The organism is Pseudoduganella sp. SL102 (genome assembly GCF_027856995.1).
Lineage (GTDB): Bacteria > Pseudomonadota > Gammaproteobacteria > Burkholderiales > Burkholderiaceae_D > Rugamonas > Rugamonas albidiflava.
Window position 1 is genome coordinate 4,381,094 of the sequence record NZ_CP115554.1, and the last position, 21,768, is coordinate 4,402,861.

The window sequence follows — 21,768 nt, forward strand, 5'->3', positions numbered from 1 at the left end:
TTTTATCGGGTGCCACCGCCCGTCGTGCTGGTACCGGTGGTACCTGTAGTACCAGTGGTACCGGAAGTCCCCGTTGCCGTGCCCGACGCGCCAGTACCCGTGCCGCTGGTGCCGGTGGTCGTGCCGCTGGTCCCCGTGGTCATGCCGCTGGTACCGCTGGTGCCCGTCGTGGTGCCGCTCGCGCCGACGCCCGTGCCGCTGGTGCCCGTCGCGACGCCGCTGCCAGTGACACCGGTAGCGGAGGCGCCGGACGTGGTGCCGCCGGCACGGGAACCCGCCGCGCCGCGTGTCGTGGTCGAGCGGTTGGTGCCGGCCGGCGTCACGCTGTTATAAGTGCCGCCCGACGCGGCCGGCGTGCCGGTCGGGTTCACGGTACCGGTGGCGTTCATCGTGCCGGTCGGATTCACGGTGCCGGCCGGGTTCATCGTGCCGGTCGTGCCGGGCGCGCTGGTCATGCTCGACGGGCCGATGGTGGTGGTGGAAGAGCCGGTCTGCCCCTGCGACAGGGTGGCGCCGCTGGTGGTGTTGCCGACCGTGCCCAGCGGCGTGGTTACGCCCGGCGTGCCGACCACGCCGGTAGCCGAAGGCATCGCACCGTTGACGGGGGCCGGCGCCGGTGCACGTGTCGGGGCACGGTTCACGGGCGCGGCGACGGTGCCACGGTTGACGCCGGTATTCACGCTGCTGTTGACGCCAGTGTTGACCTGGCCGCCCGTCGCCGGCGTGGTGACGGTCTGCGCCGTCGCGGCGGAAGCGGCCAGCACGGCCGCCAGCATGACGGCGTTGCGTTTCGCATGCATATTCATGGCTTGCTCCTTTCGGTTCATGGTGCGCCGATTCTGTCACGGCGCGCCGCGCGCGGCCGTAGGAGCACGCCGCATGGGCCAGTCGGAAGCTTGCCCGACACCGCCTGCCCGACGTTCACCGCCGGCCATCAGGCGGCGGAGACCGGCGCACGCGGAGCCCTGCCGGGTGCGCCGCGCTTGCTCTTGTCCTCCGCGCTCTTCGCCCCCGCGTTGCGCCTTCCCTTGCGCGGCATCGGCTTGACCTGGGCCGGCTTGACCTGCTCGGCGGCCCGGGCCAGCCGCTCCTGCAGCAGTGCCAGCACGGCGGCTTCCTCGGGCTGCAGCGTGTGCAGGTCGCTGGTGAATTCCGCCTCGGCACGGGCGCGCAGCGCGGCCAGCTCGGCGCCGTCCATGTACGCCTCCACCACGGCCGGGTGTACATAGCACTTGCGGCACACCGACGGCGTGTTGCCGAGCTTCTTTGCCACCGATTCGATGGCCCGCACCACGTTCTTCTTGGCCTGGGTCTCGGAATCGAATTTCTCGAATGCCTGCAGCGCCAGCGCGGCCAGCACGGTGCCGGACCAGGTGCGGAAATCCTTGGCCGTGTAGTCTTCGCCGGTGATGCCGCGCAGGTAGTCGTTGACGTCGGAAGAGTCGATCGCATGCGTGGTGCCGTCGTCGTCGACGTACTGGAACAGTTCCTGGCCCGGCAGGTCGCGCATCCGCTCGATGATGCGCGCCAGGCGGCGGTCGGCCACCTTCACGTCGTGGAACACGCCGCTCTTGCCGCGGAAGCGGAATTCCACCTCGCGGCCATCGACCCGCACGTGGCGGTTGCGCAGCGTCGTCAAGCCGAACGACTTGTTCTCCCGCGCATATTCCTCGTTACCGATGCGCATCATCGTATGCTCCAGCAGGTAGACGATGGTGGCCAGCACTTTCTCGCGCGGCAGCCCCGGCAGCTTCAGCGCCGCGTCGACGGCCTGGCGGATGCCGGGCAGCGCCTGGCCGAAGGCGATCATGCGCTCGTACTTCACGTCGTCGCGCACGCTGCGCCAGCGCGCGTGGTAGCGGTATTGCTTGCGGCCTCGCGCATCCCGGCCGGTGGCCTGCAGGTGGCCGTTGGCCTGCGGGCAGATCCACACGTCGGTCCAGGCAGGCGGAATCGCCAGTGCCTTGATGCGCGCCAGCGTGGCCTCGTCGTCGACCGCGCTGCCATCCGCGGCGACATAGCGGAATCCGCCGGGGGTGGCGCTGCGGGACAGGCCCGGCTTGCCATCGGTGACATAGCGCAGCCCCGCCGCGCGCGCCGCCAGCGGGGGATCGGTGACCAGTTCGTCGGGTTTCATCGGCACTCCTCAAGGTGAAGCGAGTGTGCCAGCCAGCGGCGGGCCGTTCCGTACGGTAGGCAACATCCATGGCATTATTACAATGCCGGGTTGGGCAAGGCGCCGTTAGCTGGGTTACAATGCGGGTCCACCGTTTTACGAGCGGCAGACTGCCAATGACTCCACGTTCTGTACTCATCCTCGCGATGGCCTTCGGGCATGGCGCAGCGTTCGGCGCCGACACGATCGAAGAACGCACCTGGAATACCTCCGCCGAACTCGGCGCCATCACCACCTCCGGCAATACCACCGGTACTTCCGTGACCGGCAAGATCGATGCGCGCCAGGAGCTGGAAGACTGGAGCAACCAGTACATCCTGTCGGGCTTCTTCAAGGAAGACCAGACCCAGACCAACGACGGCAACAAGAGGTATGTGCGCTCGGCCGAGCGCTTCGCCCTGTCCGCCCGCGCTGCCTACAAGCTGATGGAAGAAGGCGAGCGGCTGTTCGTGCTGGGTTCCCACGTGGACGACCGCTTCGGCGCCTACTCGCGCTACTCGTCGTTGTCGGTCGGCCGCGCCAAGCGGCTGCTGAAGTCGGACGACAAGATCGTCGAGGTGGAACTGGGCCCGGGCTATTTCTCCGGCGTGCGCGCCACCGGCGAGGAAGAGGATGGCGTCACCGTCCGCGGCGCCGCCAACATGCGCTGGCAGATCAGCGATGCGGCACTGTTCACGCAGACCCTGGCTGTCGAGCGGGGCACGTCGAACACCCATTCGGTGGCGGAAACGGCCTTGTCGACCAAGATCAACGGCACCATGCAGATGAAGGCCGCCTTCAGCGCGCGCAACGATTCCAACGTGCCGGTCGAGAAGAAGAACACCGATACGCAGACGTCGCTGACGCTGGTGTATTCATTCTGACTCCTTCGTTCTGACTCCTTCGTTCTGACCTGTTCGTTCTGACCTGTTCGCCCGGCGCCGCTCAGGCACAAGCGCCGAACACCAGCAGCGGCATCGCGCTCCACGCGATGGCCGCCAGCGCCAGGATCGCCCCGCCCAGCCGGGCCATGTGCATCAGGCTGCGCGGCGGTTCGCTGCCGCGCCAGGCCCGCCAGGCCAGCCAGCCGGCAGCGCCCAGCGCCAGCACGGTGGCCCCCAGCAGCACCGCCCATGGCGCCATGCTCGCGTGCCCCGGCCGGCAGGCGCCTGCCGCGTACAGGTAGCAAAAGAAGAAATGCGCGGCCCACAGCACCAGCGGCGCCGTGCCCCGCCACAGCTTGTTCCAGAATCCGTCGCGCTCCATCACCTGTTCACCCCATCAGCCGCGGCCAGATATGTACCGCGGCACCGATCACGGCCCCCTGCAGCACCGTGTAGTACCAGATCAACGCCGTGTTATCGAGCGAGCCGCGGCTGTGCGGGGTCAGGTGCCGGCGCAGCGAGCGGGCGATCACGTACAGGCCGGTGATCACGCACAGCAGCACGTGCAGGCCCTGGTAGGCCACCATCGCCGCCACCGCCGCGCTCCACGCATGGCTGGTCGGATCGAGGCCGCTGCCGAGCTGCCCGGCCAGGTCGAGGCCGAAGCCCGCCACGACGAGCACCATCGCCGCCCCGAACAGCCAGCACAGGGGTCCCTGCCGCGCCGCCAGCGGCCGGCGCCGCGCCAGCGCGACCAGCGCGGCGCCGGCCACCAGCAAGCCGAACGACAGCGCGCCGCTCCACCCGCCGGGCAGCCGGGCGCCGGGCGGCGGGCACACGTCCAGCCGCATCGACACGTGCACATAGGTGAACAGGAACGACAGGAACACGCCGGCATCGACCACCAGCATGATGATCGTGGCCCACCATGAATGGCTGGCGGTGCCGGCCGCGCCGACCGGCAGCACGATAGCGGCGCCCGACGCATCCTCGCCCACCTTCGCCTGGCGGCAGGGTGCCGGGCGGTCCTGTTCCCACAGCCAGGCCAGCAGCGCGACGATGGCGACCACGCCGCAGATCCAGGCCACCATCGTCTGCTCCGCCGTGAGCAGCAGGAAGAAGCCGGCCGTGCCCGCGGCGGACAGGAACGGCGTCCAGCCATCGGTCGGCAACACCAGCAGGTAGCGCAGCTCCGCGCCGACGGGCGTGGTGACGATCGTTTCACGCTTGCCCGTGACCGTGCCGGGCAGCCAGTGCGCGCCCTCCTCCACCTCGCGCATCATGTCCGGACTGCTCCACAGCGGATCGGTGGAATCGACTTGCGGGATGCTGCGCGTGGCATACGATTCGGACGGCAGCCATTCCAGCGTGCCGGCATTCCACGGGTTGCCGGGATCGGTTTCCGGCTTCATCAGCGCCCGCGCCATGCCGCCGAAGAACAGCACCACGCCGGCGGCGAACACGAAGGCGCCCACGGTGGACAGCATGTTCAGCGTTTCCCAGCCCAGGCCCGACGGATACGTGTAGACGCGCCGCGGCATGCCCAGCAGGCCGCTGATGTGCATCGGGAAGAAGGCCAGGTTGAAGCCGCCGAACATCAGCCCGAACGACCAGCGCGCCACCCGCGCCGGCACCGCGTGCCCGTTCACCAGCGGCAGCCAGTAGCACAGCGCGGCGAACAGCGGGAACACCATGCCGCCGATCAGCACATAGTGGAAATGGGCGACGATGAAGTAGCTGTCGTGCACCTGCCAGTCGTACGGCACCACGGCCACCATCACGCCCGTCAGCCCGCCCAGCACGAAGATGAACAGGAAGCCGAGGATGAACAGCGCCGGCGGCGACATGGCCAGCCGGCCGCGCCGCGCCGTGCCGTTCCACAGGGTGCCGATCCAGGCGAAGACCTGGATTGCGGTGGGCACGGCCACGGCCATGCTGGCGGCCGAGGCGAAGCCCGCCTCCAGGTGCCCCAGGCCGGTGGTGAACATGTGGTGGGCCCACAGCCCGAAGCTGAAGAAGCCCACCGCCACCATCGCCACGATGACGGCGCGGCGCCCCACCAGCGCACTGCCGGCGATGGTCGGGATCATCGTCGACACCATGCCCGCCGCCGGCAGGAAGATGATGTACACCTCAGGGTGGCCGAAGAACCAGAACAGGTGCTGCCACAGGATCGGGTCGCCGCCCCGCTCGGCGATGAAGAATGGCCAGTCCCAGGCCCGCTCCAGCTCCAGCAGCGCGGTGCCGGCGATCACGGCCGGAAAGGCGAACACAATCATCACCCCCACCACCAGCATCGCCCACGCATACACAGGCATGCGGACCAGCGTCATGCCGGGCGCCCGCGTGAACAGGATACCGATGATCAGTTCGATGGCGCCGGCGATCGCCGAGATTTCGATGAAGCCGATGCCCAGCAGCCAGAAGTCGGCGTTCAGGCCGGGCGAGTAGGCCTTTCCTGTCAGCGGCGGATACATGAACCAGCCGCCATCCGGCGCCAGGCCGACGAACAGCGTGCAGAAGAAGCCCAGCCCGCCGAACGCGTAGGCCCAGTAGGCATAGGCGGACAGCCGGGGAAACGGCAGGTCGCGTGCGCCGAGCATCCCCGGCAGCAGGTACACGGCCACCGCCTCCACCACGGGAATCGCGAACAGGAACATCATCACGGTGCCGTGCATCGTGAAGACCTGGTTGTAGGTGCCCGGGCCCAGCAGGCCGTTCTCCGGCACGGCCAGCTGCATGCGGATCAGCAGGCCGAGCACCCCGGCCAGCAGGAAGAACAGCAGCGAGGTGCCGATGTACAGCAGGCCGATGGTGGTGTTGTTGACGGAACTGAGCAGGCGCCAGCCGCGCGGCGTGCGCCACACGTCCTCGAGCCGCTCCAGCTCGCCGGGCGGGCGCGGCACCGGATTGGGCAGCCGGCGCGTCACTTCAGCGACTCCAGCCAGGCCGCCAGCGCGCGCAGCTCCTCGCCTTCCAGGCCGCTGACGGCCGGCATCCGCACGCCCGGCTTGTGCGATTGCGGATCGGCGATCCAGCCGGCCAGCGTGCCCTGGTGGGTGGACAGCGTGCCGGCCGCCAGGTACAGGCGGCTGCCCACGTGCGTCAGGTCCGGCCCGGTGGTGGCGCGCGTGGTTCCCACCGCAAGGGCATCGTCGGCGCTGCCGTCGGTCACGCCGCGCACCACGTGGCACGCGGCGCAGCGGCGTTCCAGGAATGCTTGCCGCCCCCGTGCCAGTTGCGCGGTGGCCGGCGCCGGGGCCGGCCGCGCCTGGGCCGCCAGCCATGCATCGAATTCAGCCTGCGGCTGCGCCACCACGTGCAGCGCCATCCTGGCGTGCTGCGTGCCGCAGAACTCCGCGCACTGGCCGCGCCAGGTGCCGGGGCGGTCCGCCTGCAGCATCAGGCCGTGCACGCGGCCGGGCACCATGTCGACCTTGCCGGCCAGCGCCGGCACCCAGAACGAGTGGATCACGTCGCTCGTGGTCAGCGCCAGGTAGACCGGCCGGCCGGCCGGAATGCGGATTTCGTTGGCCAGCACGATGTCGCGGCCCGTGGCGGGATCGGTATAGCGCACCTCCCACCACCACATCTTCGCCGTGACCGCCACCCGCAGCCCGTTCAGCGACGACGGCCGCGACAGGCTTGCCGTGCTGGCCAGGCTCCACGCCAGCAATGCGGTCAGGATGACGAGCGGCAGCAGCAGGCCGCCGCCGACGATCCATGCATGCGTTGCCACCGTGCCGCGCGCGCGCAGCGCGCGCACCACCAGATACATCACGCCGGCCAGGATCACGCAGGCGCCGACCGTCATCGTCCAGCCCAGCTGGTCGATCAGTGCGGCATCCGGCCCGGCCGGCGCGAGCGCGGACTGGCGCGGCGCCGGCACCAGCGGCGCATGTGCCGCCGTGGAAGGTGCGGTCATGCGGGTGCTCTCATGCCGGTGCACTCATGCGGGCGTCCTCATTGCAGCGTGTAGAGGTAGGCCGCCATGTGGCGCGCATCCTCGGGCGACACGCCCAGGTTCGGCATCAGCGTGCCCGGCTTCACGCCGGGCGGATCGACGATCCACCGCACCAGCGGCTCGGGCTGGTTCGGCAGGCGCCCGGCCAAGTAGCTCTGGCGGCCGAAAGTGTCCAGCGGCGGGCCGGCCGTGCTGCGCGCCGCCTCGACACCGGGTATCGAATGGCAGGCGCAGCACTGGAACTGCATCAGCAGCTGCTTGCCGCGCGCCACGTCGCCGCCGGGCACGCGCTGCACGGGCGGCTTGTCGTCGCCGCAGCCGCCCAGCAAGCCAGCCAGCGACGCTGCCAGCGCGATGGCGGGCAGGACGGTGGTGATGGGCCGGCTGTTTGTTTCGCGCACGTACTGTTCCTGCAGAAAACGGGGGAACCCATATAATAAAACAAACACCTCTTTGACTTTATTCAACGGTGCGCACCCACCGGGACACTTTTGCCCGCACCTTTTTATTGGACTTGCTCCTGTTACCCATCGATGGCATCCAACCGACTCCGCCTGATCGTCAAGACCGCGCTGGCCACCACCATGGCGCTGGGCGCGGCCGCCGCGCTGGGCGGCTGGATCGTGCTGGAAAGCGGCTGGTACAACGTGGCGGCCACGCAGCAGCACTTCCAGCCCATGCACACGCTGCTGGAGAAGGGCATGCGCGAATCGGTGCGCTTCCACGCCCGCAACGTGGCCACGCCGCCCCTGGCGGACGGCGCCCGCGTCGTCCGCGGCGCGCACCTGTATCACCAGCATTGCGTGCAGTGCCATGGCGCCCCCGGTGTCGCCCAGAGCCCGGTCGGCAAGAGCATGCAACCGGTACCCGGGCCGCTGGTCGATGCGGCGCGGCGCTGGCAGCCGCGCGAGCTGTACTGGATCACGCGGCACGGCATCCGCATGGCCGGCATGCCGGCCTGGGAATTCCACCTGCGCGACGAGGAACTGTGGGACCTGGTGGCCTTCCTCCGCCAATTCCCGTCCCAGACGCGCGACAGCTATCGCGTGCTGGTCGACAACGCCGCGGCGCCTGCCCCAACCAGCGCCCGCGCGGCTGCTTCCCCACCCTTGCCCGCCTATCCCGATGTGGAGCGCGGCCGCATGGCCCTCACCCAGTACGCCTGCCAGGCGTGCCACTCGATCCCGGGCGTGACGGGCCCGGACACGTTCGTCGGCCCGCCGCTGGCCGGGCTGTCGCAGCGCAAGTACGTGGCCGGCGTACTGCCGAACACCGCCGATAACCTGGCGCGCTGGATCCGCGTGCCACATGAAATCGACCCGCAGACCACCATGCCCACGCTCGGCGTGACCGCGCGCGATGCCCGCGACATGGCGGCCTATCTTCTCAGCGAGGACTAGACATGGAGCGCCACGAGGAACCCGATACCGGCAAGCCCGCGGAGCACCGCTTCACGCGCCGCGTCGCGCTCGTCAACGGCATTACGCTGATGGCGGTCCTGGTGCTGGCCGCCATCTGGTTCGCCTACGACGCGCTGCTGCTGGTGTTCGCCTGCATCCTGTTCGCGATCCTGCTGTACGAACTGGCCGGCATCGTGCACCGGCGCCTGCACCTGGGGCGCAATGCCGCGCTGGCGGTGGTGGTGCTCGCGATGTTCCTGGTCTTGGGCATCGGCGGCTGGCTGATGGCGCCGCAGATCGGCGAACAGGCCGACCGGCTGGGTGCCGCCGTGCCCGAGGCGCTGCAGCGCTTCCGCGCCGCGATGGAAGAACAGCCGCTGCTGAAGCGCCTGATGGCCAGCGTGCCCTCCCCCGAACAGATGCAGAAGCAGCTGGCGCAGCTGGTGCCCAACGCGGGCCTGTTCTTCTCCGGCCTGCTGGGGGCGGCCGGCAATGCCGTCATCATCCTGTTCGTGGGAATCTACTTTGCCGCCCAGCCGCACATCTACCTGAACGGGCTGGTCACGCTGGTGCCGCCGCGCAAGCGCCAGCGAGCCCGCGAGGTGCTAGATGAACTGGGCCGCACGCTGTCGCGCTGGCTGCTGGGCAAGGCCGCCTCGATGCTGCTGGTGACGATCCTGTCGGCCACCGGCCTCGCGCTGCTGGACGTTCCGCTGGCGCTGATCCTGGGACTGATCGCCGGCTTGCTCGACTTCATCCCCTACCTGGGACCCCTGATGGCGGGTGTGCCGGCCATGCTGATCGCCTTCTCCGACAGCCCCCAGCAGGCACTGTACGTGGTGCTGCTGTTCGGCGCCATCCAGCTGGCCGAAGGCTACCTGCTGTCGCCGCTCATCGAGAAGCGCACCGTGTCGCTGCCGCCGGCGCTGACGATCGTCATGCAACTGCTGTTCGGCGCGCTGTTCGGCATGGCCGGCGTAGCGCTGGCCACGCCGCTGACCGCCGTGCTGGCGGTGCTGGTGACGATGCTGTACGTGCAGGATGTGCTGAAGGATCCGGTGCGGACGCCGTCGCAGAAGCACGATGGTTGATGGCGCGGGATAGGGCCGGTATCCAGCCTTTACCCGCGTGCGCCCACCTTCGGACCAGGCCGCTCCCGCCCCAATGCAGCGCTGATCGGAATCATCGCGGACTGAACCGGCCACCGCATCGGCACCAATGAACCCTCTGGCGATCGCGCGGACGTCATTAGCTCTCAACCGGCTGATCGCAGGCTGTACACGTTTCGGCGCACCAGACTGGATTGCCGTCCGGCTATTGGCTAAGATGAAAGTTTTCATCCACCAGACTGGCATTACGTGTTCAACTCTCGCTTTGATTCTCTCCCGGCTTCGCCGCTCGATAGTTGCAACGATCCTGCCCTTGCTGCCGTTCCGCCGGCACTACGGGTGATTGGAAGATAGAAGACAACAACAAGGAATTCGCATGCGCAGCCAGCACAGCGAACCACTCGATGCTGCCCGCCGCGAGCGCATCGCGCGCATAGTTCCACACAATTTGGTCCTCGAACCGGGAGACAGGTATGTCAGGCTGCAAAAGGTTGGTCGCTGGCGTTGTATTGGGAACTCTGTTGTCTGCTTCCGCCTGTGCGGCGGAAGACACCGTGCTGAACGCATCTGATCGTGCCGCAATCGTGCAGACGCTGGCGGCGAAATTGAACGCGAATTACATCGAGCCCGCAGTGGCCGACAGGGTAAGCCGTGCGATCGCCAGGAAAAACGCCGAAGGGGGTTATGCGTCCACAGCCAGCGCGCAGGCGTTCAGCGAAGCGCTGGCGCAAGACCTGCGCGACTTGAGCGGCGACCTGCATTTCGGTGCCAGGGTGAACGAACGTTTTAGCGAGCCCGGCACCGGCGCGGACGTACCCAGCCGTACCGAGATGGACGAAGCGCGTGCGCAGACCTTGCAAGGCGGTTATGAGATCCAGAAGGTTGAACGCCTTCCCGGCAACGTGGGATACATCGAGCTGCGCGGCTTCGGCGCCCCTGAATTCGTCGGCCCGGCATACACGGCAGCGATGTCGCTCATGATGGGAACCGATGCACTGATCCTCGATCTGCGCCGTAACGGCGGCGGGTTCGCAGCCAGCGTGGCGTATCTGATGAGCCATTTCTTTCCACTTGGCGACGTACGTCATCTGAACGACATGTATTACCGCCCTGAAAACGCGACAACGCAGTTCTGGACGCTTCGGTCGGTCGCGCCGCGTTATGACAAGCCTGTGTATGTATTGACCTCGGCGCGCACGGGGTCCGCCGGGGAAGAATGCGCCTACGACTTCCAGACGCAGCAACGCGGCACGCTGGTTGGCGAAACGACCGCCGGTGCCGCGAATCCCCCGCGCCCGTTCAGCGTCGGGCACGGAATCGTGGTCGGGATCCCGGCCGGGAGGTCCATCAACCCCATCACCAAGACCAGCTGGGAGGGGGTCGGGGTAAAACCCGACATCGCCGTTCCCGCAGCGCAGGCGCTGCAGGCGGCGCATGCCGCCATCCTGCGCAAGCTCGTTTCCGCTGCAAAGGACGACAAGGAACGCACGAAACTGCAGGATGTCCTGGCGATGGTGGAGAAAGGGGAAACCGAGACGCCGGTCTATACGCTGAGGGGGAAGCGTTAGCCGGCGCCGCTATCGCATGCCTGTCAGGCGGAATCGGCAGCCAGGCGGCGCCGCCGGCGAACAGCACCACCAATAATGCCAAGGCCGGCAATCAGCGTGGCCCAGGAGGCGGGTTCAGGAACTGTGGAAACGATGACGTTGTCGATCGCGAATTCGGGAAATTCCTGGCTCCCTGTGATCGTCAACGACGAAATGTTGACGAAATCTTCTACAGTAAAGGTTGAAAATGTTTCAGCCGGTCCGGCGTCCACCAGTATCGTGGTCGTGACGATGCCGTCAGCACCTGTCGCCGTTAGCGTGAGAGTCAGTGGCTTATCGTTGCCGGTAAAAGTCTTGGCAACATCCAGCGATGTCAACGAAAACACGCCGTTGTTGGCGAGATCGATCGTGACACTGCTCTCGTTGAAAGAATAAAAGGCAGTGGTGCCATTGGAAGCGCACGCGGGACTACACTGACCCAGATGATCGGCAGGATCATCGATAATATAAAATCCGAATACGCTGATTGGCGAGTAAGTAACCCGGAACCCATCCTCGACAAAGCTGTACGGCGAGTAACCGTAACCACCGGCCTCAGCCTCGAAGTCGATCGTCTCCGCCATCGCGGACGTGGCGAGAATGGTGGCTGCCATAGCCAGCAAAACTTTTCGAATCATTGTTCATCCCATCATGAAATAACCGGCGACACTCACGCCAATTCAATGTCCAGGCGCACAGCATCCACCGTAAATACGGTTCGGGGTATTGGATGTTCGGAAAATCAATTACTGCTGCAATGACGCGCTCGCGCACGCCAGCGGGATTGGCAGTGGCTTGGATTACGCCATTGCCTGGCTTTCAATAATGATAATAGTTATGTTTTTCCGAAAGGGTCAAGTTTTTTCGGACAGATTTGCGTCGTGCTGGGAATAAAGTTTGTTCGCACGGCGAGGCGAGACAGGCACCATCGCATGCGCAGCCGAGGGACACAGCCGCAGATCCCGCGGGCACCACGCCAAGCTTCAACCCAGCCCCTCTTGACGGGGCCTGAAGATGCAGAACGATTTCGGAAGGTCTTCGTCCACGTAACGCCGCCAAGAAATCTGTGAGAACACTTCCGGATCGTTAGCCCGCAACAATCAAGTTTGCTGTCGGCCACCAGGCAGGTGCGCTGCGCGACAGTCTCCTCCCGCCCCATTGCAGACCTTCGTTAGCGGTTGCGACTCGTCTGGATTCCACCTCTCCATCACCAATTCGGGCGGTAGGGTGACGCCGTGAGGCCGGTCCTGCAACCGCCTTAGCTACGGCGTTGCCGTCGATCAGGCTGGTGTCACCAGACCGAGGTGATTCCAGCCTTCCAATCGCCTTGCAGAGGCGGTTTTCAGTTCGGAACAGGTTCAACAGATAGCATAACGTCGTCACCTGCGCCACGACTCTCCCTCGGACATGCTTTTATCTGAAACGACATGTCATAGCAGAACCTGACTTCACGCAGGTAACCGGCAGGAGTTGCGCCTATATACACTGCGTCTCTTATCATCCCTGGATTCGCTTGCGTAAACAAGGATCTAATCGCGCCAGCGCTAATTTTTCCGGCCTTGCCGGGGATTGCCGCAGGACTCGGTTTCACTATTTTTTCCCACAAAGAAGCAGCCTTTTCGAAATACGCATCCGGCTGATCCCAATAGCAAGTGCCGTGTGCTTCCCATTCGTGTTGAATCAGCTTCGTTGAAGGTGTAAGGCAGAGATTTTTCTTCAACGTGGTAGTACTTAATTGAGAAGCCTGCTTACAGTAACGGGGATGCCGCCCTTCGCTGCTGTTGGGCCATAGTCCGTGCATGACCCAGGCGAACCGGTTGTCGTTACACTGCATTTTATCCGCTGAACTGCTCATTTTGCGTTTGCACCATTCGGGAGACCAGGTTAGCGCCAACGAGAACCAGCTGACCTCCGCATGAACCACCTCGTCAGCAGGTGGATCGATCACAGCCACTGGCGTGATGGTTTCGGGTATGTGGCACTGAGCAGGAATAGCCTGATCTCTTGCGTTACCCTGACCACAGGTCAAAACAAAAGCGACGAACAGAAAGATTTGCTTCATTGACCTCTCCCGAGAACTGCGCTATCTAAAAATACTCATAGCAAAACATCGTAGCCTGGATTTATTACCGATATTTACATTGTATCTGTAGGAGTGCGACGACCGGTAGTCAACAAATGGACAGCTTGCATACACGGCCGAAAGCGGCCGGTCGAGTGCCGGTAATTGATGGAGAAGTTCCCGCGGCCCCAGGCCAAGAAATCTTAGTCTGCCAGCTGCTTCTGCGTCTGGTACAGCCGCGCATAGAAACCGCCCTGCGCCAGCAGCGCCTCGTGCGTGCCCATCTCGGCGACAGCGCCACCGTTCATGACGACGATCCGGTCGGCGTTCTCGATGGTCGACAGCCGGTGCGCGATGACAACCGTGGTGCGGCCTTCCATCAGCCGCTCCAGCGCGGCCTGTACCTGGCGTTCGGACTCGGTGTCGAGCGCGCTGGTGGCTTCGTCCAGGATCAGGATCGGCGCATCCTTGTACAGCGCGCGGGCGATGGCCAGGCGCTGGCGCTGGCCGCCGGAGAGGCGCAGGCCGTTCTCGCCGACCTGGGTGGCGTAGCCCTGCGGCTGGCGCACGATGAATTCATGGGCATACGCCGCCTTGGCCGCCGCCTCGACGCGTGCCGGGTCCGGTGCGGGGTCGCCGTAGGCGATGTTGGCGGCCAGCGTATCGTTGAACAGCACCACATCCTGGCTGACCAGCGCGATCTGCGCGCGCAGGTCGGCCAGCCGGTAGTCGCGCAGGTCCACGCCGTCGAGCAGGATGCGCCCGCCGCTCACATCGTAGAAGCGTGGCAGCAGGCTGGCCAGCGTGGTCTTGCCGCTGCCGGAACCGCCCACCAGCGCGACGGTCTCGCCGGCCGGGATGTCCAGCGACACGTCGGCCAGGGCCGGCGCGGAATCGGCGTCCACGCCGCCGTAGCGGAAGCTGACCGAGGCCAGTTCGATGTGCCCGGCAACGCGTGCCACGCCGTGGCTGCCGTCGTCCATCTCGATGGGCGAGTCGATCACGCCGAACACGGACTTCGCCGCGGCCAGCCCGCGCTGCAGCGGCTCGTTGATCTTGGTGAGGTTCTTGATCGGCGACTGCATGGCCAGCAGCGCCGCCATGAACGTGACGAAATCGCCCGCCGACAGCGCATTGGCCTGCGCGCGCAGCATGGCGAAGTAAATGACGGACGACAGCGTGGCGCCGATCATCAGCATGATGATCCCCGAGTTCATGGCAGCAGTGGCGGCGTGCTTCACGGCCAGCTGGCGATTCAGCTTCACCACCTCGTCGAAGCGGCGCTGCTCGTACTGCTGGCCGCCGAAGATCTTGACCACCTTCTGGCCCCCGATGCTCTCGTCCAGCACCCGGGTCAGCTCGCCCATCGCGTGCTGCGAACTCTCGGACAGGCGGCGCATGCGCTTGCCGGCGAACGTCACCACGGCCGCCACGAGCGGCAGCAGCGTCAGGCAGAACACCGCCAGCTGCCAGTCGTACACGAACATCGTGACCAGGTAGCCGATGGTGGCCACGGAATCGCGCACTGCCACGTTGATCACGTTCAGGCCCGCCTGCGACACCTGGTTCGCATCGAAGGTCACCCGCGACAGCGTGGTCCCCGTCGACGACTGGTCGAAATAGCCGTTCGGCAGCCGGAGGATGCGGGCGAACATCTGTTCGCGCAGGTCGGCCTGGACCCGGTTGCTGAGCCATGCGGCGCCGTAGTCGCCACCGAAGCTGCTCACCATGCGCAGGCAGGCCAGCGCCATGATGATGGCCGGTATCGTCCACAGCGCGGCCTCGCCGGGCGTGACCGGCATCAGCCTGTCGATCCAGCCCCGCACCTCGGCGAGCACGCCGCCGGCGGCCATCGCGCCGTGCATCGTGCCCTGGGTGGCGTTCTGCGCGCCCAGCGCGTCGACCACGTTCTGCAATTGGCCAATCAGCAGCACGTCGGTCAGCGAGGCAACACCCACCGCGAGCACGGTAGCAACGAGGGCACCGGAATACGGCGTGAATTGCCGCAGCAGGCGTAAATACAGTTGGCGGTTCGACACGTGACGGCTGGCAGAGGATAAAGGCAGCATTGTAACCGCGATCGATGCCCGGATGAAATTCGGCAAGTCCGCCCGCCGCAGCGACATTATTTAAGTTCTGGGACGATGCATGGCAATAGCAACAAGTCAAGCGTGCGCTGCATCCCCCATCCGTGGAATGCCGGACACAGCTGGAACCCGCATGAATCCTGGGCTTGCACATATGCAAGTCAGCATCCGTTGCAAATAACATACGAATCAAAAAAACATCTCAAATTGTAAGCATCTGTATAAAAACTCGTCAGTTCCTCGTCTTATACTCGAATTGCAATTTGCAAAACATTTTGCATCCTCTTCCACAAAGTCAATGAAAGTGAATCAATGAAAACCTTCCTCACTCTCTTTGCATCAGCGGCGCTGACACTATCGGCAGCCGCGCATGCGGAAACGCCCACGTCTCTGACCGAAGGGTTCGACGATGTCGACTCGTTGAGCGGCTGGGTGCTGGACGCCGGTACGACCGGCTGGTTCCAGGGCAATGAGCTGTTCGGTTCCCAGGGTGGCGCCGCCGGTTCGCATATCGGCGCCAATTTCAACAGCGCCGATCTCGAGACCGACCTCATCGACAGCTGGCTGATCTCGCCGGAATTCTCGTTCGCGGGCGGCACGCGCCTGACGTTCTACACCCGCGACAGCGCCGAGGAAGGCTACAGCGATACGCTGGACGTGCTGTTCAGCGCGGGCAGCGGCACTGCCACCTCCGGCTTCACCACGTCGCTGTTCTCGATCACCGGCGAAGCCTATCCGGACGGCTGGACCCGCTACACCTATGATTTCACCGGCACCGGCACGGGCCGCATCGGCTTCCACTACACGGGCGACTATGAAACGGCCAGCTATATCGGCATCGACAGCGTGGCGATCGCCGCCGTGCCGGAACCGTCGACCTGGATGATGCTGGGCCTGGGCCTGGGCGCAGTCGGCTTCGCCGCGCGCCGTAGCCGCCGCGCCGCCGCCGGTGCCGGCCTGGCGCTGGCCGCGCTGGGCATGTCGCAGGGCGCCATGGCGCACGATACTGTGCAAGCGAACGCGCAAGCCAGCGCGCAAGTCAACGCGAAAGACAAGGGCATGGTCATCGTGCGCGATGCCGAGACCGGTGAACTGCGCGCCCCTACCCCGGAAGAGTACCGGGCGCTGGTTCCCACCGCGGCGGCTGCGCACGAGCGCAAGACCGCCCGCGGCATCGTGCAGGAACCCCAGGTGCAGGTGACGAAGAACGGCACCCGCAAGGTCAACGTGGCCGACCGGGCCGTGTATTCCGTCCTTACCCGCAATGCCGATGGCACGCTCACCGAAACTTGCGTGACCGGCGAAGCCGCCGCCAATGCACTGGTCAACAACACGCGCACCGCGCAAGCCAAGGAACAACGCTATGAAGCGCAATAATCGCACGCAAGTGAAGCACGTCGCCGCCGCTGTCGCCCTGGCTTTCGGAGCGCTCGGCGCCGCGCAGGCCGCCCAGATCGTCATCGTCAATGCGAATGGCCCCGGCGTGGGCTTCAACGACCCGGCGCCGGCGCAACCGGTCGGCGGCAATGCCGGCACCACGCTGGGCGAACAGCGCCTGATCGCGTTCACCTATGCGGCCAACCTGTGGGGCGCCAAGCTGGAAAGCACCGTGCCGATCCGCATCGAGGCCAGCTTCGAGCCGCTGAACTGCACGGCCAACAGCGCCACGCTGGGCTCGGCCGGCACCCAGGAAATCTTCGACGTCTTCCCCAACACGCCGATCCCGAACACGTGGTTCCCGGGCGCGCTGGCCAACAAGCTGTCCGGCGAAGACCAGAGCCCCACGGTGCCGGACATCCGCGCCCGCTTCAACTCGCGCCTGGGCCTGGCGGAAGACTGCCTGCCCGGCACGCCGTTCTACCTGGGCCTGGATGGCAACAAGGGCTCGGGCACCGACTTCGTCGCGGTGCTGCTGCATGAAATGGGCCACGGCCTGGGCTTCCAGAGCTTCACCGACGAGGAAACCGGCCAGTACTTCTTCGGCACGCCGGCGGTGTGGGACCACTTCATGACGGATAACCGCACTAACCGCAAGTGGACCGAACTCACCCCCGAGGAACGCGTGGCCAACGCCATCAGCGGCGACGGCATGTCGTGGGATGGCCCGAACGTGAACGCCGCCGTGCCGAGCGTGCTGGGCCCGCGCGGCGTGGTCACGATCGCCGGCCCTGCGGCCGGTGCGGCAGCCGGCGAGAAACCGTTCGGCGAAGCCAGCTTCGGCCCGCGCATCACCGATGCCAACCTGACCGGCCAGATCATGCCGGTCGTGGAAGACCGCGCCGCCAACACGGGCTTCGCCTGCGAACCGCTGACCGGCGCCAACGCCAAGGCCGTGAAGGGCAATATCGCCCTGGTCGACCGCGGCACGTGCACCTTCGTGGTCAAGGCCGCCAACGTGCAGGCTGCCGGCGCGACCGCGATGATCGTGGCCGACAACGCACCGGGCGACCCGGCAGGCATGAGCGGCAGCGATCCGGCCGTCACCATCCCGGCCGTGCGCATCTCGCAGGCCGACGGCCTGGCCCTGAAGGCGGCACTGGCGAAACGCGGCCGCACCGCGTCGGGCGTCACCGTCCTGCTGGGCTCGGATCCGACCCAGCTGGCGGGTACCGACAAGCAGAAGCGCATCCTGATGTTTACGCCGACCACGTTCCAGCCGGGTTCCTCGGTGTCGCACTACACCACGGCCGCTTCGCCGAACCAGCTGATGGAGCCGTCGATCAACGGCGACCTGACGCATGAGCTGGAGCCGCCGAAGGACCTGTCGCTGCCGCTGCTGAAGGATATCGGCTGGTAAGCACCCGACGGTAGTCTTCCGCAAGGATCAGAAAGGCCGGGCATTGCCCTAATGCCGTTCAGTTAAACGCCGCCGGCGCATCGAAAGCGCATGCATTCACCCCAACAGCGAAGGGCTGGGGTCAGACCCGCCGGGTCTGACCCCGGAACTTGCACTTGGGGTGGGCTTATCTGAACAGCATTACGGGCATTGCCCGGCCTTTTTCTTTACTCCTGCTATTTTCTCCTGCTATTTCTCCTGCTGTTTGCCCCTGCTGTTTGCCCATGCTCGCCCGGCAGACACGCAGCGCCGCTACTCCGGTTGCGGCAGCCTGGCCAGCGCCTGCCGCAGCACGCCATGGGCGATCGCCACCTCGGGCGCATCGTGCAGCAGGGCCTGGTAGCGCTTGCGGAAGTCGTCGTCGATCGCCGGGCGCGGACCGACCAGGCCTTCGAAGGCCGTGCGGTACTGGGCCGCCTCGCCCGCCTCGATGGCTTCCTCGTCGTCGAGCCGTTCGTCCAGTTCCGCCATCAGGCCGGACAGCTTCAGCAGCCAGGCAAAATGGGGATGGTTCGTCACCAGCTGCAGGTGCTCCAGCACGCCGCCGACGGCGCCGAAGTACTGGGTCTCGACGTCCAGCAATGCCTTGTGCACGCCGCGCGCGCCGCGTGCCAGGCTGCGCAGGTCGATGCGCAGCGCTTGATCGGTCATGATTCATCCTCCTGGTGTGGTGAGGGGGCCATCATAGCCGGTCGGTACGGACGCTGCAGGAAACCTGGCCCGGCGATGATGGCAAGGCCGCGCGGAAGCCGCAGCGTCAGCCCGCCGGCAGCAGGTTCGCGCACGGCGTTCCCGCCTGCCAGCAAGCCAGGTTGCCGTAGGTGATCGCGGCGATCTCGCGCAGCGCCTCGATCGTGAAGAAGCCCTGGTGCCCCGTGACCAGCACGTTCGGGAACGAGGTCAGGCGTCCGAAGACGTCGTCGGCGATGATCTCCGAAGAATGGTCGCGGAAGAACAGTGCGCTTTCCTGCTCGTAGACGTCGATCGCCAGCGCACCCAGCCGGCGCGACTTCAGCGCCTCGATCACGGCGGCCGTGTCGACCAGCGCGCCGCGCGACGTGTTGACCAGCATGGCGCCCTCCTTCATCCGGCCCAGCGTGGCGTGGCCGACCAGGTGGCGCGTGGCCTCGGTCAGCGGGCAATGCAGCGACACGATGTCCGATTGCGCCAGCAGGTCGTCCAGCGGCACCATGCTGCCCAGTTCCTCGAACGCGGCGGACGGAAACGGATCGTGGCCGAGCACCCGGCAGCCGAAGCCGCGCAGGATGCGCGCCGTCGCCAGGCCGATCTTGCCGGTGCCGACGATGCCGGCCGTCTTGCCGTGCAGCGTGAAGCCGAGGAGGCCGTCCAGCGCGAAATTGCCTTCGCGGACCCGGTTGAAAGCCCGGTGCGTGTGGCGGTTCAGCGTGAGGATCATCGCCAGCGCATGTTCCGCCACCGCTTCCGGCGAATAGGCGGGCACCCGCGCGGCAAACATGCCCAGGCGCGCCAGCGCCGCCAGGTCCAGGTTGTTGAAGCCGGCGCAGCGCAGCAGGATCGCGCGCACGCCCAGCGCGTGCAGGCGCTCCAGCACGGCGGCATCGAGGATGTCGTTGACGAACACGCACACGGCATCGCACCCCTGGGCCAGCACGGCGGTGCCGGTATCGAGCGCGGTATCCAGATAGTCGATCGCCACGGCGGCGGGCCGCGCTTCCTCGAAGAAGCGGCGGTCGTATGGCTGGGCACTGAACATCGCCAGCCGGATGGTGTGCGGATCGGTCATCGCTCGAAGCTTTCGCGGGGACGCGGCGGCGCCGCGGAAGCCTTAGTATGGCATCAGTCCCGGCGCCTCGCGCGTGTTATGACGTCAACTCCCATGCCGGCAACTCCATGCCGGCAGCTTCCATGCCGGCTGCATCCGCCCCCGGGACATCACCTGCCGACGTACCACTGCGCGAACTGCGCCGGTTCCAGCGCCCGCGCATACAGCCAGCCCTGGGCTTCGTCGCAGCCGGCCGCGCGCACCAGCGCCGCCGCCCCTGCCGTCTCGACACCCTCGGCGACCACCCGGTAGCCGAGGTCGTGCGACAGCGATGCCATGGCGCCGACCAGCGCGCGCTTGCGCTCGTCGCCTTCGATGCCGCGCACGAAGCCCTGGTCGATCTTCACCACATGGGCCGGAATGCTCTGCAGGTAGGACAGGCTGCTGTAGCCGGTGCCGAAGTCGTCGATGGCGATGCGCACGCCCACCGCATGCAGCGCGGAGAGCGTGCTTTCCGCCGCCGCCTGGTTGCCCATGGCCGCGCTTTCCGTAATCTCCAGTTCCAGCCGCTCCGGCGCCACGCCATGGGTGCGCAGCTGCGCGGCGATCATCTGCGCGAAATCGGCTTCCAGCAGGTTCGGCGCCGCGACGTTGACGGACAGCGTCAGCGGCATGCCGGCATCGTGCCAGGCGCGCAGCTGGCGCAGCGCCGCGTCGACCACCCAGGCGGTGGCCGGCCGGGCCATCGAGGTCTGCTCGACGATCGGCATGAATTCGCCGGGGGAGACGGCGCCCAGCACCGGGTGGCTCCAGCGCAGCAGCGCTTCGGCGCCCAGGCAGGCGCCGGTGGCCAGGTCGATGCGCGGCTGGTAGGCCAGGCGCAGCTGGTCGCCCGCTTCCAGCGCGTTGCCGAACTCGGTCAGCAGCGTGAAGCGGCGCTGGTAGGCGGCATCCTGGGCCGACGAGTACACCGCCACCTGCACGCCGGTGGCATACGCGTCATGCACGGCGCCCTGCGCAGTGCGCAGGACGTCCAGCGCATCCGTGCCGCCCACGGCGAACGGCGCGATGCCCACCGCGGGCGTGGTCACGAAGCGCGACGTCGACCAGGCGTCGCGGCCCTGCAGCCACCGCTCCAGCCGCGCGCGGCATTCGTCGAGCGACAGTTCGGGCGCCACCACCACGATGAACTGCGTGGCGGCGACATGGTACATCTTGCCGGCGGCGCCGAACTCGGCGCGGAAGGAGCGCACCGCCTCGGTCACCAGCCCGTCCACATAGGACGGCCCCATCACGCGCCCCGCGTTGGCCAGCTGCTCCGGGCTCGCCAGGTGCACCAGCATGGCCAGCCGCGCCTCCCCCGCCGGACGGTCCTTGTCCAGGTCGCCCATGTCGTCGAGGTACTGGTTCCGGTTCGGCAAGCCGCTGATCGGGTCGATCCGGCCCATCGCGTGCTGCAGCTCGATCTGCGCCATCACCATCGCCGCCAGGTCCGACAGCGCATCGCGCTCCGCCTCCGTGATCTGGCGCGGCGCCGTGCCCAGCACGCACATGGCGCCCAGCGCATGGCCGTCGCGCGTGGTCAGCGGCGCGCCGGCGTAGAAACGCACGCCGCTGCGGGCCAGCGGGCTGTCGCAAAAATACGGGTCCTCGAGCAGGTCGGGGATGACCAGGAAGCCGTCTGTCTCGGCCACGGTGGCGCACGGCGCCTTCTCGCGCGGGATCGACCAGTGCTCGACGCCCACCCGTGACTTGAACCACTGGCGGTCGCTGTCGGTCAGCGACACGGCGGCGATCGGCAGGCCGAACATGCGCGCGGCCATGCGCGTGATGCGGTCGAATGCATCGGAGGGAGGGGTATCGAGGAGGTCGAGTTTGCGCAGCGCATCCAGGCGCGCCGCTTCGGTGTGGCAGGTCATATCGGCAAGTCAGCATCGTGCG

18 protein-coding genes are annotated in these 21,768 nt (G+C 66.5%); 6 read left to right on the forward strand and 12 right to left on the reverse strand.

From position 1 onward, the window contains the following. Positions 1-2: 2 nt before the first annotated feature. Positions 3-806, reverse strand: a complete 804-nt coding sequence (locus OU994_RS18625; protein WP_281607109.1) for a hypothetical protein — start codon at positions 804-806, stop codon at positions 3-5. Between the two features lie 128 nt (positions 807-934). Further along, positions 935-2,137: a DNA topoisomerase IB gene (locus OU994_RS18630; protein WP_281607110.1), complete on the reverse strand. Its 1,203-nt coding sequence runs from the start codon at positions 2,135-2,137 to the stop codon at positions 935-937. Positions 2,138-2,292: 155 nt separating this feature from the next. On the opposite strand from OU994_RS18630, the gene OU994_RS18635 reads away from it, so the two are divergent. Continuing rightward, positions 2,293-3,039 (forward strand): YdiY family protein, encoded by a 747-nt coding sequence (locus OU994_RS18635; protein ID WP_131145664.1) that lies wholly within the window; start codon positions 2,293-2,295, stop codon positions 3,037-3,039. Positions 3,040-3,100: 61 nt separating this feature from the next. On the opposite strand, the gene OU994_RS18640 is transcribed toward OU994_RS18635, so the two are convergent. Genes OU994_RS18640 through OU994_RS18655 form a run of 4 tightly spaced genes read right to left on the reverse strand, consistent with a single transcriptional unit; the run spans position 3,101 to position 7,404 of the window. Continuing rightward, complete coding sequence (locus OU994_RS18640; RefSeq protein ID WP_281607111.1) at positions 3,101-3,421, reverse strand: hypothetical protein; 321 nt, start codon at positions 3,419-3,421, stop codon at positions 3,101-3,103. A 7-nt stretch (positions 3,422-3,428) separates the two neighbouring features. Beyond that, on the reverse strand, positions 3,429-5,969 hold the full coding sequence (locus tag OU994_RS18645; protein ID WP_281607112.1) for a cbb3-type cytochrome c oxidase subunit I: 2,541 nt from the start codon (positions 5,967-5,969) through the stop codon (positions 3,429-3,431). After that, complete coding sequence (gene coxB, locus OU994_RS18650) at positions 5,966-6,964, reverse strand: cytochrome c oxidase subunit II (protein ID WP_281607113.1); 999 nt, start codon at positions 6,962-6,964, stop codon at positions 5,966-5,968. Before coxB ends, OU994_RS18645 begins: the two co-directional genes overlap by 4 nt. A 38-nt stretch (positions 6,965-7,002) precedes the next feature. Then, positions 7,003-7,404: a cytochrome c family protein gene (locus tag OU994_RS18655; protein WP_281607114.1), complete on the reverse strand. Its 402-nt coding sequence runs from the start codon at positions 7,402-7,404 to the stop codon at positions 7,003-7,005. Positions 7,405-7,536: 132 nt separating this feature from the next. On the opposite strand from OU994_RS18655, the gene OU994_RS18660 reads away from it, so the two are divergent. From OU994_RS18660 to OU994_RS18670, 3 genes are all read left to right on the forward strand, one after another. Next, a complete protein-coding gene (locus OU994_RS18660) occupies positions 7,537-8,403 on the forward strand; it encodes a c-type cytochrome (RefSeq protein WP_281607115.1) in 867 nt (288 codons plus the stop codon). 2 nt (positions 8,404-8,405) lie between these two features. Continuing rightward, on the forward strand, positions 8,406-9,494 hold the full coding sequence (locus tag OU994_RS18665; RefSeq protein WP_281607116.1) for an AI-2E family transporter: 1,089 nt from the start codon (positions 8,406-8,408) through the stop codon (positions 9,492-9,494). A 539-nt stretch (positions 9,495-10,033) separates the two neighbouring features. Continuing rightward, positions 10,034-11,080, forward strand: coding sequence for a S41 family peptidase (locus OU994_RS18670; RefSeq protein WP_281607117.1), 1,047 nt, complete (start codon positions 10,034-10,036; stop codon positions 11,078-11,080). A 23-nt stretch (positions 11,081-11,103) separates the two neighbouring features. On the opposite strand, the gene OU994_RS18675 is transcribed toward OU994_RS18670, so the two are convergent. The 3 genes from OU994_RS18675 to msbA all read right to left on the reverse strand — a co-directional run bounded on the left by OU994_RS18675 (position 11,104) and on the right by msbA (position 15,199). After that, the gene (locus OU994_RS18675) at positions 11,104-11,736 is read right to left on the reverse strand and encodes an NF038120 family PEP-CTERM protein (protein WP_281607118.1); all 633 of its coding nucleotides are present in this window, start codon (positions 11,734-11,736) and stop codon (positions 11,104-11,106) included. A gap of 704 nt (positions 11,737-12,440) precedes the next feature. Further along, positions 12,441-13,160: a hypothetical protein gene (locus tag OU994_RS18680; protein WP_281607119.1), complete on the reverse strand. Its 720-nt coding sequence runs from the start codon at positions 13,158-13,160 to the stop codon at positions 12,441-12,443. Positions 13,161-13,363: 203 nt separating this feature from the next. Further along, positions 13,364-15,199: a lipid A export permease/ATP-binding protein MsbA gene (gene msbA, locus OU994_RS18685; RefSeq protein ID WP_281607120.1), complete on the reverse strand. Its 1,836-nt coding sequence runs from the start codon at positions 15,197-15,199 to the stop codon at positions 13,364-13,366. 360 nt (positions 15,200-15,559) lie between these two features. Here msbA and OU994_RS18690 point away from each other — a divergent pair, with 360 nt between their 5' ends. Next, positions 15,560-16,624, forward strand: coding sequence for a choice-of-anchor J family PEP-CTERM protein (locus tag OU994_RS18690; RefSeq protein WP_281607121.1), 1,065 nt, complete (start codon positions 15,560-15,562; stop codon positions 16,622-16,624). Beyond that, positions 16,611-18,044 carry a PA domain-containing protein gene (locus OU994_RS18695; protein WP_281607122.1) on the forward strand — a complete coding sequence of 478 codons (1,434 nt, stop codon included), beginning with the start codon at positions 16,611-16,613 and terminating at the stop codon, positions 18,042-18,044. Before OU994_RS18690 ends, OU994_RS18695 begins: the two co-directional genes overlap by 14 nt. A gap of 291 nt (positions 18,045-18,335) precedes the next feature. On the opposite strand, the gene OU994_RS18700 is transcribed toward OU994_RS18695, so the two are convergent. The 3 genes from OU994_RS18700 to OU994_RS18710 all read right to left on the reverse strand — a co-directional run bounded on the left by OU994_RS18700 (position 18,336) and on the right by OU994_RS18710 (position 21,746). Beyond that, positions 18,336-18,734, reverse strand: a complete 399-nt coding sequence (locus OU994_RS18700; protein ID WP_131145652.1) for a hypothetical protein — start codon at positions 18,732-18,734, stop codon at positions 18,336-18,338. Positions 18,735-18,840: 106 nt separating this feature from the next. After that, the gene (locus OU994_RS18705; RefSeq protein WP_281611666.1) at positions 18,841-19,830 is read right to left on the reverse strand and encodes a 2-hydroxyacid dehydrogenase; all 990 of its coding nucleotides are present in this window, start codon (positions 19,828-19,830) and stop codon (positions 18,841-18,843) included. 167 nt (positions 19,831-19,997) lie between these two features. Continuing rightward, the gene (locus OU994_RS18710) at positions 19,998-21,746 is read right to left on the reverse strand and encodes a GGDEF and EAL domain-containing protein (RefSeq protein ID WP_281607123.1); all 1,749 of its coding nucleotides are present in this window, start codon (positions 21,744-21,746) and stop codon (positions 19,998-20,000) included. Between the last annotated feature and the right edge of the window lie 22 nt (positions 21,747-21,768).

Excerpts from the sequence above, each read along its gene's own strand:
- OU994_RS18665 (WP_281607116.1), top strand. The coding sequence starts at position 8,406 with ATGGAGCGCCACGAGGAACCCGATACCGGCAAGCCCGCGGAGCACCGC.
- OU994_RS18710 (WP_281607123.1), bottom strand. The coding sequence starts at position 21,746 with ATGACCTGCCACACCGAAGCGGCGCGCCTGGATGCGCTGCGCAAACTC.
- OU994_RS18630 (WP_281607110.1), bottom strand. The coding sequence starts at position 2,137 with ATGAAACCCGACGAACTGGTCACCGATCCCCCGCTGGCGGCGCGCGCG.
- OU994_RS18675 (WP_281607118.1), bottom strand. The coding sequence starts at position 11,736 with ATGATTCGAAAAGTTTTGCTGGCTATGGCAGCCACCATTCTCGCCACG.
- coxB (WP_281607113.1), bottom strand. The coding sequence starts at position 6,964 with ATGACCGCACCTTCCACGGCGGCACATGCGCCGCTGGTGCCGGCGCCG.
- OU994_RS18625 (WP_281607109.1), bottom strand. The coding sequence starts at position 806 with ATGAATATGCATGCGAAACGCAACGCCGTCATGCTGGCGGCCGTGCTG.
- OU994_RS18635 (WP_131145664.1), top strand. The coding sequence starts at position 2,293 with ATGACTCCACGTTCTGTACTCATCCTCGCGATGGCCTTCGGGCATGGC.
- OU994_RS18680 (WP_281607119.1), bottom strand. The coding sequence starts at position 13,160 with ATGAAGCAAATCTTTCTGTTCGTCGCTTTTGTTTTGACCTGTGGTCAG.
- OU994_RS18660 (WP_281607115.1), top strand. The coding sequence starts at position 7,537 with ATGGCATCCAACCGACTCCGCCTGATCGTCAAGACCGCGCTGGCCACC.
- OU994_RS18690 (WP_281607121.1), top strand. The coding sequence starts at position 15,560 with ATGAAAACCTTCCTCACTCTCTTTGCATCAGCGGCGCTGACACTATCG.
- OU994_RS18700 (WP_131145652.1), bottom strand. The coding sequence starts at position 18,734 with ATGACCGATCAAGCGCTGCGCATCGACCTGCGCAGCCTGGCACGCGGC.
- OU994_RS18640 (WP_281607111.1), bottom strand. The coding sequence starts at position 3,421 with ATGGAGCGCGACGGATTCTGGAACAAGCTGTGGCGGGGCACGGCGCCG.
- OU994_RS18695 (WP_281607122.1), top strand. The coding sequence starts at position 16,611 with ATGAAGCGCAATAATCGCACGCAAGTGAAGCACGTCGCCGCCGCTGTC.